General features: G+C 45.8%; 5 protein-coding genes and 1 pseudogene. 1 reads left to right on the plus strand and 5 read right to left on the minus strand.

The window, feature by feature from the left end; all coding sequences use genetic code 11:
• Positions 1-202: 202 nt before the first annotated feature.
• From F6K38_RS31720 to F6K38_RS43660, 3 genes are all read right to left on the minus strand, one after another.
• Positions 203-2299: a ferritin-like domain-containing protein gene (locus F6K38_RS31720; protein WP_287359040.1), complete on the minus strand. Its 2097-nt coding sequence runs from the start codon at positions 2297-2299 to the stop codon at positions 203-205.
• Positions 2300-2303: 4 nt separating this feature from the next.
• Positions 2304-3734: a YCF48-related protein gene (locus F6K38_RS31725; protein WP_287359042.1), complete on the minus strand. Its 1431-nt coding sequence runs from the start codon at positions 3732-3734 to the stop codon at positions 2304-2306.
• Positions 3735-4453: 719 nt separating this feature from the next.
• On the minus strand, positions 4454-4639 hold the full coding sequence (locus tag F6K38_RS43660; RefSeq protein WP_353737238.1) for a PEP-CTERM sorting domain-containing protein: 186 nt from the start codon (positions 4637-4639) through the stop codon (positions 4454-4456).
• 158 nt (positions 4640-4797) lie between these two features.
• Between F6K38_RS43660 and tnpC the strand changes: the two are divergent.
• Positions 4798-6299, plus strand: a pseudogene (tnpC, locus tag F6K38_RS31730) (IS66 family transposase).
• A 133-nt stretch (positions 6300-6432) separates the two neighbouring features.
• Here tnpC and F6K38_RS31735 read toward each other — a convergent pair.
• Complete coding sequence (locus F6K38_RS31735) at positions 6433-7008, minus strand: PEP-CTERM sorting domain-containing protein (protein WP_287359045.1); 576 nt, start codon at positions 7006-7008, stop codon at positions 6433-6435.
• Between the two features lie 444 nt (positions 7009-7452).
• Positions 7453-7589, minus strand: a 137-nt coding sequence (locus F6K38_RS31740) for a Rid family hydrolase (RefSeq protein WP_287359048.1), incomplete at its 5' end; no start/stop codon positions are given.

The following is a 7589-nucleotide window of genomic DNA, read 5'->3' on the forward strand; positions in this document are numbered from 1 at the left end:
GAATGGCTTAGTGGTTCATCGTCCTGTGGGAGCTCTCAACCGGCTACGTAATATAGTTTATCCGATTGTGGCTAAGTATCGTTATCAAAAACGGGGACTCAACTATTAGTCTTTCAAGTTAAGCATAAATGTGGCATTTTACTTGTTACTTGTTACTTGCCAATTTTAAATTTTCAAGTAACAAGTACTGTAACCCTAAACCTCAATTCTCCATACCGCTATCTATCCAGCGCTCAAACAGATCGATTCGCTCGTCCGACCAGCAAGCATCATAAGGGAGAGAACCTTCGTTAAGTCGTTCTCGAAGCTCTTCCCCATTGGCTCGAACATTTTCTACATCATTGAGATCGATACCGTCTAACCGTTGCAGTGTTTCGAGATCAAAATCTCGAAAGAGTGGTCTAATATCCGATCTGTACCCCACCCGCTCAGATTTTCGGAACTGTTCCCAAGATGGCAGGGGCTCAAGGTTGGGTTCTCGTTCGTGGTGAACACCAATCTGTCCTGGTGGCTCGTTATCTGGTGCTTGAGCATCAATCCACTCGCGGACAAACTCTTGTCTGGAACTATCTACTAACGGTCGATAGCGGGGCATTTTGCCAGTTTTACTAGAACTCTCTAATCGACTTACTAGTTCCGATCCTTCTGCGGTCAGGTTGCAGTCGTCTTCATTGCGACGGAGAAAAGGCCGATTAAACATATGCAATTGCACAAATTGCTCACGATTGATTCCCGCCCAGAAATTGCTGTGGGCATCGATAGAAAACCCCCGCACTGCTTCTTCCAGAATGCGAGCCACCTTTTGGAAAGATTCTGTCCGAGCATGGGTGGGTATAGACTGACCCGCAGCCAACGCCTCTAAAATGCTCGCCCGTCCCCGATCAGACCTCTGCAAATCCTCCAAAAAGGGGTCTTTCTGGTCGGGACTCCCATCATCCTGAAGCGCTTTCTCCACTAGGGTTAATGAAGCCTTGACCACATCTAAATGGACTCGCCAACGATCCCGTTCTAAATCTGGCAGATCGAGGGTATAGGGCAACTGGAAAGGAGGGCCGGCCGTCACCCCATTGTAGTATAATTTTAGAGGCAGCCGCACCATTTTCTGGGCAATTTTCTTCAGATGGCGCATTTCATCGAAGGCCCACAATAGCAACAGGCCGCGCGGAGTGCGATCGCCTTTATCGGGCCCTGAAGATACATAGCGACGACCCGTTATTTTCAAGAAATGGATGAGAAAAGCCAGCAGTAACCGATAGCGTAAGTTGAACAGGTGTCCCCAGTTACGGGCGCAACAGTTGGCAATATAGCCCCGCTCCTCAAAGGCAGCACGGATATAATCATCAAGATTGCGTTTCCCCAATATGGGACGCGGCGGCGTGGTGCTGGGGTTAGTTGCCACTGGCCAGACAAATTCGACCCCCTCATTCTTCAACTTTTCAAAATCTTTGTAAAGTTGAAAGAATCGCTCAAAATGGGAGTCAACCGTAGAGCCATAGCCTTCCCCTTGTTCGGCAATGATTTCGAGAGCTTTGACCGCCTCTTTGCGTAAGGTGGTGGGATGAGAGCCTTCAAAGGTATCCACATAAACTCGTCGAGACTCAGACTTATCATTGCTGCCAAGACCCTCATCATAGCCCCAATCATCCCAGGTGCCTTGGAGGTCGATTCGGTCTGTATGAAAGTCTTGGTCTTTGAGTCCCTCTTCTGCATTGCCAAATAGTTGTATCAGACGCTCGTAAATCGCTCCCACATGCTGAATTGGACGACCGTCATTGGCACGCCGAGCAATTTTGGCAATATATAGGAGCCTTTGCCATGTTTCATTGTCAATCTCCCCCTGTTCGGCAGGCCGTTCGGCGGTAATATACTTGGCTAATGACTGCTTTGATAGGGGTTCGAGTTTAAAACGGAATGGATAGAGCTTGCTTTCAAAGGGCGAGTCTTCCCGCTCAAAATTTAGGGGAGCGCCAATGAGGTGCAGCAAGTTCTGTACCGTCATCAGATGCCCCATTTCTTCCCGTGCTAGTTGAGCCAATCGCTGGTAGAGCGATTGTACTCGTCCCCTTGTCTCATGATTTGTTTGATCGTCGCGCACGGAATAGGCAGCATAGAGGTACTGAACCATTAAAGCGTGTTCCACTTCGGCTGCGACCGTTAGCAATAAGGCCGCTTCATCTCGCGGGTTCCGTTCGATCTCAAAACTCAGGGGCAATTTTGCTAGTTCGAGGTTTGCGATCGCAGCCTCAGATGGAGGTTGACAAACCAGAACCTCTAGGGGTATATCATAGGTTTTTGTCATCACATTAGTCCTCTCTAAGTACATGGGGAGTCGTAGCAGTTAAGGCGAGTCGATCTCCAGTGCGTTCTGGGAAAATCAGCCGACTTTCTGATTCGTTGTCACAGGTGACGCGCGCCATGAACTGTCCAGGGGCTAACTTTTGCCCGCTGTCATCTCGTAAATCCCAGGAGATCGGGCGAGGGCCCCCTGCGGGATTCAGTTCCTCTAGCAACGTCCGTACTTTTCCCGCAAAGCGATCATAGAGAACCACAGATAAGTTTGTTGCGCCCTCGGGTACGGTGAGGGGAATCAGAACCTGATCTGCAGTGATGTGAAGTTCCGTTGCCCCGAGCAAGCGGTTACCGGCTACTTCCCTCTCTGTTGGCTCGTGTAACTCTTGATTGGTGTATTTATAAACAGTGTTACCGGAGGCGTAAGCGACAGTGACAGACCCGTCGCTAACAAAGCGAAATCGGTTGATATATTGACCTATATTGGGACTAGGGGGACAAGAATAGCCCGGATCGGGTTTTGGCCAATCGGGGGTCAGGTCGCTCCAGGTGAAACCGCCATCTGTTGTCTCGCTAGTACGACCGCTCTCAAAAACTTGATCTCCCCAACCGCCAACCCAACCAAGCTGACGATTCAAAAAACCAATGCCTTCCAGGTTCTCATTAATCATCTGACCGTTGCTGTTGCGAATTTCCTGTCGTCGCCAGGAGTTACCCCCGTCTTCAGTGATTAAAATCGCCCCTGCCTTCAGATTCTCACAGGCAACTACCCCAAATTCCGGATCGTCATCTAAAAATTGGATTTTCCAGCCCCATTCCCCTAATGGAACATTGATATCTCCGAGCATATCTTGCCAGGTGTTGCCACCGTCTGTTGTTTTCAGGACTGTAGGCACAACATCAGAACGACGGGGGTTAGGCCGCACCGAACGACCCCCGACAACCCAACCTGTCTGGTCATCTTTGAAGTAGATATCCACCAGAAGGGTAGCCACATCTTCCATATCCCTAACAAACCAGCTTTGACCGCCATCATTTGTTTTGAAGAAGCGTGCCGGTCGTTCGGGGTAGTTGGTTCCTGATGCGAATACGTTCTCTTGGTCAAGTACCCAAAGTCCGCAAACGGCTGAGGGGGCATCCGCTGGCAAGTTCTCTACTAAAACCCAGTTTTTACCGCCATCACTGGTGTGGTAGAGTTGTTTCCTTGGGGTTACGCAACCAACCCAACCGATCTGTTCGTCCAGCATATGAATGCAGCGAAAGTAAACCCCCTGTAACTGTTCTTGGATCTTCCAGTGACCTCCGCCATCTTCGGTTTTTAGGATTTGTCCATTCCCGTTAACAGCCCAACCAACATTAGGATTGATGAAAAAAATATCGTCATAACGACCGGCCAATGGTGCTGGTGTAGCCACCCACCGATAGCCATTGTCTCTCAAGTTCATGTTAACCCCCTATCTGTCCAAACATTGCCGTTTTAAAAACGCTTTTCGCAATCTTTAATTACCTTTTTGTCTGTCAGAAAAGACAACTGTATTGGGTTGATTGATTCTCTAATTTCTTTAAGATTACATCTTCAGCTCAACTACAGTGACAAGATATTAGTTAAATGTAATATTTCTTTAGACAAAGAAAAAATTATTCTTAATCATTTTCACTCATCATTCGCGTAATAAAGACTAGGGACTTCCAAAAAATTAATGATCCAGAAAGTCATTAGCAAGCGATCGCTACCCATGAGGCATATGAGTAAATGAGCAAAAACACTCGTTTTTGTCTATAGACTGTTTTGCTGGTTGACTGACAAAAGTTCACATAGCGCGATCGGTGCAGGAATCGGTGTAGCGGCGCGCTACCCTGCGAAAACTCATCTGACTTTGAACAAAAATCAAAGGAGCATTTGCGTACGCAACGATAATTTCGAGTACTCTCAAATCCACCAAGGATAACATCGCAAATAATTGAGCAATGTTTCGGGCTTGTTGAGAATAAACCGGTGGATTCTATATTTTTGATACTATTGTTTACCTTTTTGCTGTAACTTATGATACAAATTTAGATGCGTTTACCCTGGTTACATGTTACTTGTTACTTGCCAATTTGAAATTTTAAAGTAACAAGTAACGAACACCGAATAATTATAAGTATTCAACCGGACTCGATATTAGTTGTTTTCTGGCAAGCCTCTGAGCCGGGAAACTACACTCCCCGTACCAATAACTAAAAGTCCCAATATCACTGAGGGTTCGGGAACACTGATAGGAACAGACCTGATACTCAGGGCATTAATCGCGAAAGGTACATCAACGCCCTCTTCTTGTAACTGCTCACTGCAATAGAGACCGCTTATTGATAATGTCTAGGGAGCCCTTCGGTATGGTGCAAGCCATGAGGGGTGTAAAATCGCATCCAACCCTTGCAGTATAAGGATGTAAGCTCTCACAGACATGGTAAAACCAGGCATGCTTGCTGACTTATTTTCCCTGGGCTTAGGGTATAGTAGCTGATATGACCTTTACTACTGCACTACAGACTGACTCACTGGCATTCCCTGTCCCTGCTGACGAGATGGCGAACTATGTGCTGCTGGTCGAGTGGATGGTCAAACAACAGCAACTCATCAAAGAACAGCAGGCCCTAATTGAGAAGCAACAGAAAGAACTGGAGGCTCTCAATGGGGAAAACTTACAACTGAAGGTCATCGCAGTCCAAACTCAAAAAACGGTCGTCTCAAAACAGTTCTGTTCCCCCTTCACAAGACCAACTCAAGAAACCTTCTGATCAAAGCAAGCGTAAAAAAGGTAAAAAGCGCGGTCCGAAATATAATCATATTGGCAAGACACGCAATGGATTTGGAGTGCCAGACACAATTGAACAGCTATTTCCATCTAGAAGTCCGACCTTGTGGGGCACAGGTAGAGCTGGTGATAGGTGCCCCCAAGAAAGTCCAACAAATAGCAGAATTAATCGAGCAGCCAGTAGAAATCCGGGAATACCAACGTTCTCCTTGCCAATGTCTCTCATGTGGTTGGTCTGGATCTAGTCACTTGCCGTGGGGAGTCAAGGAAGGGTTTAGCTATGGAGCTAGGTTATGTAGTGTTGTTGGTTGGCTAGGATATGGTGGAAATCTGACATGGCGCAAACAAGAGTATTTTGTTGAAAATGTCTTGGGTGTGCCAATCTCTGTTGGCAGTTTAAGGAAGATGCATCGGTGGTTTACAGAAAGTAATGATCCTTCTTATCAACAGTGGCTAGCCTATGTAAAACAACCTGGTGTACGGTGTGTGGACGAGACCACTTATTGCATTGATGGGACCCACGTATTGGCTATGGGTAGCCACCAGTGATCAAGTGTGCGTTCTACTTTTAGCTTCAACCCGCAGTAGCGCAGAACTTAAGCAGTTACTTGGAGAAAATTTTGATGGTATTCTCAGAGCGTGATTGTTTTAGTGCTTATAGTCCACAGTTAGCGGCGGCAAAACAGAAATGTGAGCGCTGATCATGAACGAGACGAACGAAGCTCTGGTGACCAGTCGCTTTGCTGCCAATGCTGATTTTGCACAGAAGGTCAAGGAAGTTTTGTGGACAGCTAGAAAAGCCCATCAGGACTATCATGCTGGTTTATTGACTCATGAACAACTTCAGCAGAAACGTCCAACTGTAGAAACCCAACTCAAAACAATTTTGCAGCAGCCTCCATCGGCTGGATGGCCAGCCGACGCCCAAAGACTTAGCTTAAGACTTGAACGCCATTGGGATGAATGGTTCACATTTTTAACTCCCATACGAAGTTAAACCGGACAACAATGATGCCGAGCGAGCGTTGCGTCCTGTAGTAGTACATCGCAAAGTTAGTGGTGGAGCTAGAAGTGATTGGGGCGCGCTCGTTAGTTGCTCAAATGTTTAGCTTCTTAGAAACTACGCGGTTACAAGGTTCGTCGGCAATTAACAGTTTGTGTGAACTGTTGTCTAATGCTGGTCGCGATCCGCCTGGATTGCCATCTACTTAATACTTCAAGGGCTTGTAATTTATCTCAATCTTTTCAAGCCCTAATTTTGGCTGGTCGCTGTCTAAAACAGCTGGCAATATACATATACCTCACACATGATGGGGCTTGTGATTTACATGATTCTCAACAAGCTCTACTTTTTGCTCTGAGTAGTTACCTCTTCTTTGGCATTCAGCACCAAGGTTTTGATGCCACCACTGCTATCAAACACGCCAGTAAAGATCACGTCGCTGCCAGCAACCATCTGGCTTACACCTGGACGTTCAAAACTTCCTAGACTATTTCCGAAACTATCAAAGGCTTCAATTTTTGCTATGTAGTCAACAATTTCTATAGGAGCGGATTGAATTTGTGTCCCAACACCAAAGACTGGAGTATCAAAGGTAATAGTCAGTGGACCAGGATTAGCAATGCCTGTAAACAGAAGCGAATCCCCTACATCAAATGCACCAGGGAAAACAGGAGTTTGATCAATACGGAGAAACTCTCCAGCAGGGATGCTGACATTTAAATCAATCCCGACCGCTGAAGTCGCTGAAAATGGGTTAGGTAGGGTGGTAAAAGGTGGTGCTACAACAACCTCAGCTACTTCAGACCAATCTAGGAAATCATTAGGCTTTAAGGCTTCTCTAGTATCTACAAATGTTGCGGCTTGGGCAGTACTTGTGAATAATACAGTTCCTAGGGCAGTTGCTAATAAGGTTTTCATTACTGTTGACTACAAATTATTTTTGTAGTTGATCATATATTTCATTTAGATATACTAATCTATAGCAGAAGTCATCTTGTTAAAATCTTTATCTACTTAAGGAATGTGAAAAAAAATCTTGCTAAAATCTTTATATATCAGAACCTGAGGGGGTGACAGTTCGGCTATAATTATTATCTGGTCTGGATTTATTCAAGTCAGTTACCAAACTTATAAATAAACCCGATTTTTCGACCACTTGGATCAAAGAATCAGGGATTGAGTTTCCAGTAATTGAAAATATGCTCATGATTGTCTATATATAGTTTGGGATCATAAGTTTGGGATCATAGTGACCTTAAACTTAGAGCTGGCAAGTACTTTGGGTCGCTTGTCGCCCCCCCAGCTCCTTCGTCATCAGTTAGCTATCAGCAGTCAGCTAAAGCCCTAGCAGCTTCCACAAGACTAGATCACAGCAATGCATTCAATCTCGACTAAAACATCCTTAGGTAGTCGGGAAACCTCAACACAGGCACGAGCTGGAGCATCTTCCTCGTTAAAGTATTTGGCATAGATCTGATTTACTGTAGCAAAATCATTCA

Source organism: Moorena sp. SIO3B2, assembly GCF_010692525.1.
Lineage (GTDB): Bacteria > Cyanobacteriota > Cyanobacteriia > Cyanobacteriales > Coleofasciculaceae > Moorena > Moorena producens.

Bases quoted from the DNA above. Each gene is read 5' to 3' on its own strand.
- F6K38_RS31720 (WP_287359040.1), bottom strand. From the start codon at position 2,299: ATGACAAAAACCTATGATATACCCCTAGAGGTTCTGGTTTGTCAACCT.
- F6K38_RS31725 (WP_287359042.1), bottom strand. From the start codon at position 3,734: ATGAACTTGAGAGACAATGGCTATCGGTGGGTGGCTACACCAGCACCA.
- F6K38_RS31735 (WP_287359045.1), bottom strand. From the start codon at position 7,008: ATGAAAACCTTATTAGCAACTGCCCTAGGAACTGTATTATTCACAAGT.